Here is a 3,115-nt window from a genome sequence, read left to right on the forward strand (position 1 = left end):
CGAGCACGGCGCGCCCGCCGACGCGCCGACGTGCGGTGACTCCACCGTTCCGTCGCGCAACCGACACCGTTCCTCGACCGCCAGATCACCTGACCCACGCGACTCCACCCGAACCGGGGCGGCACGGCGGTTCCTCCCCGGTCGCGGCCGGTCCATGCCGTAGGTTGCCAGCGGGACGGTTCGAACACTGCTGCTCGGGGGTGAGGAGGCACGTTGGCGCGAGCCGATGGAGACGTGGAGCTGTCACGGTCCGCCGCGGCGACACCCCGGGTCGCGCCGACCGACCTGCCGCTGTCGGTGGCCCAATTGCGCTGGTGGGTGGCACAGCAGCTGTATCCGGAGGTGCCCAATACCGTCGCCATGTACCTGGAGCTGCGCGGACCGCTGCGGGAACAGCGGCTGCGCGAGTGCGCGGCGCGGGCGGCGTGGGAGTTGCAGTCCCCGCACGTGCGGTTCCGGATCGTGGACGGTCATCCCCGGCAGTTCCTGGATCCGGACGCCTTCGCGCCGATGGGCTACGCGGACCTCACCGCGGACGCCGACCCGGTCGCGGTCGCCCGGGAGCGGATGGAGCGCGACCACACCGCGCCGCTGAATCTGCACACCGATGCGCTGACCGTCGCCACGCTGTTGCGGGTGCAGCCCGATACGCATCTGCTGTATCTGCGCAGCCATCACATCGTGCTGGACGGTATCGGCGCGGCGGTGCTGCTGCGCCGGACCGTCGAGCTGTACGCCGCCGACGATGCCGAGGACGTGTCCGCGCCGTCGGCGCATTCGCCGCACGGCCCGCTGACCATCGCCGAGCTACTGGAAGCGGAGCGGTCCTACGCGGATTCCCCCCGCGCCCGCGCCGACCGGGAGTACTGGTCCGAACAGGTGGCGGGCCTGGGCGAACCGGTGCGGCTGGCGGGCCGCGCGGGCACCCGGCCGCGACCGCCGCACCGGGTGGCGGCCACGCTGCCACCGTCCACGGCGGATCGGCTCACCGTCTTCCGGGAGGGCGGTTACACCTTCCCCGAACTGGCCATCGCGGCCTTCGCCTGCTACCTGGCCGCCATGACCGGGTCGGCCCAGGTGTTGCTCTCGCTGCCGGTGGCGGCCCGGCCGACCGCGGCGCTGCGCCGCTCGGCCGGATCGGTATCCAATGTGGTTCCGCTGCGAATCGGCGACTTTCGCGACGCCACCGTGGCGGAGGCGGTCGAGCGGGTGCGGGCGCGGCTGGTGGGGGCGCTGCGGCATCAGCGCTACCGGTACGAGGACATCCAGCGCGACCGCGGCGAGAACCACACCGTACGAGGCGGTTTCGGCCCCGTGGTGAACATGCTCGGCGCCACCGAACCCCTGCGCATGGGCGCGCTCACCGCGCACGTGCACCTGCTGGCGCTCGGACCGGTGGAGGATCTGCTGGTCAACGGCTATCAGCTGGGCCCTGACGACCGCTCCATCACCATTGGCATGCAGGGTAATCCGGAGCTGTACTCCGCCGACGCCCTGGCCGCGCACCATCGGGGTTTCCTGGACTATCTCGACCGCTTCCTCACCGACCCGGAACGGCCGGTACGAAGCCTGGATCCCGCGCACGCGCGCCCGGAACCGGCAACGGTGCGCGCCGATCGCCTGCTGCCGGACCTGCTGCGCGCCGGCCTGATCGATGACGATGCGGGAGGGGACGCGATTCCCGGCGCAGCCGCGGCGGGGCATGCTCGGGGTGTCGAAGGCGTGCGCGGCTCTGTCGGGGGCGGCGTGGGTGAGCGCGGGCCGGCCGGGGGCGGAGGGGATGGGCAGAGCCGTGTGGGCGGCGCGGTGGCGCGCGGTCCGGTCGGAGGTGACCGGGATGCGGGTGGTTTCCTCGGTGCTGAAGGAGCGGCGTGTGTCCCTGCCGACGGTGCTGGGGACATGCCGCGCCGCGCCGGTGCTGAGGCGGCCCACCGGGCTGTGTCTCTACGGTGCGATCCGGTCGCGGTCGAGGACGGTGACCGTGCGTGGACGTATCGCGAGTTGGACCGGCTGTCGTCGTGCTGGGCGCGGGAACTCATCGAATCCGGCGCGGGGCCGGGCACTGTCGTCGTCGTGGCGATTCCGCGATCGGCCGAGTCGGTGCTCGCCCTGTGGGCGGTGGCGAAGACCGGAGCGGCGTTCGCACCCGTAGACCCGAACGATCCGGCGCGACGGCTGGCGACCGTAGTGGCGGATTCCGTTGCGCGCCAAGGGCTGACGGTGGCATCCGCGCGCGATGTGCTGCCGTCGGGACCGGCTTGGCTGGTTCTCGACGATGCGGATACGGTCGCGCGGGTGCGGCGGCGATCCGGCGCGCCCGTCACCGACGCCGACCGGATCCGGCCGCTGCGCCGGGATCATCCGGCGTACCTCATCTACACCTCGGGCACCACCGGCACCCCGAAAGGGGTGCTCGTCACCCACCGCGGGCTCGGTCCACTCACCGACCACATTGTCGAACACTATGGGGTGGAGCGGGATTCGCGCATTCTGCACGCGCATGCCCCGTCGTTCGACGCGCATCTGCTGGAGTTGCTGGCCGCCTTCGCCGCCGGTGCCCGGCTGGTGATCGAACCGCCCGCCGTGGTGGCCGGGGCCGATCTGGCCGCACTGTTGCACCGGGCCGCCATCACCCACTTCCTCACCACCCCGGCGGTTTTGGCGACCATCACTCCGGAACAGGTTCCGCTACTGCGGGTGGCGGTGGTGGGCGGCGAAGCCTGCCCGGCCGAGCTGGTGCGGCGCTGGGGTCCGGCGCTGCGACTGTTCAACGGCTACGGCCCCACCGAAACCACGGTCATGGCAACCCAATCGGGGGCGCTCACCGCCGACGGTCCGGTGCCGATCGGGCCGCCGCTGCCGGGAGTGCGGGCACTGATTCTCGACGAGCGGGTGCGTCCGGCACCGCCGTGCGGGCGCGGTGAGCTGTACCTGGGCGGACCCGGCGTGGCCCAGGGGTATCTCGGCCGTCCGGGAGCGACGGCCGAGCGTTTCGTCGCCGATCCGTTCGGCGCCGGGGACCGCGTCTACCGCACCGGCGACCTGGTGCGGGTGGCGGCCGACGGTGCGCTCGAATTCCTCGGTCGCGTCGACGATCAGCTGAGTGTGCGCGGCC

The 3,115-nt window shown here is 72.5% G+C and carries 1 protein-coding gene; it reads left to right on the forward strand.

Annotated elements, in window-relative coordinates:
• Positions 1 to 213: 213 nt before the first annotated feature.
• Positions 214 to 3,115, forward strand: a 2,902-nt coding sequence (locus QK444_RS34710; protein ID WP_282786233.1) for an amino acid adenylation domain-containing protein, incomplete at its 3' end; no start/stop codon positions are given.

This window comes from Nocardia sp. CC201C, assembly GCF_030010695.1.
GTDB lineage: Bacteria > Actinomycetota > Actinomycetes > Mycobacteriales > Mycobacteriaceae > Nocardia > Nocardia otitidiscaviarum.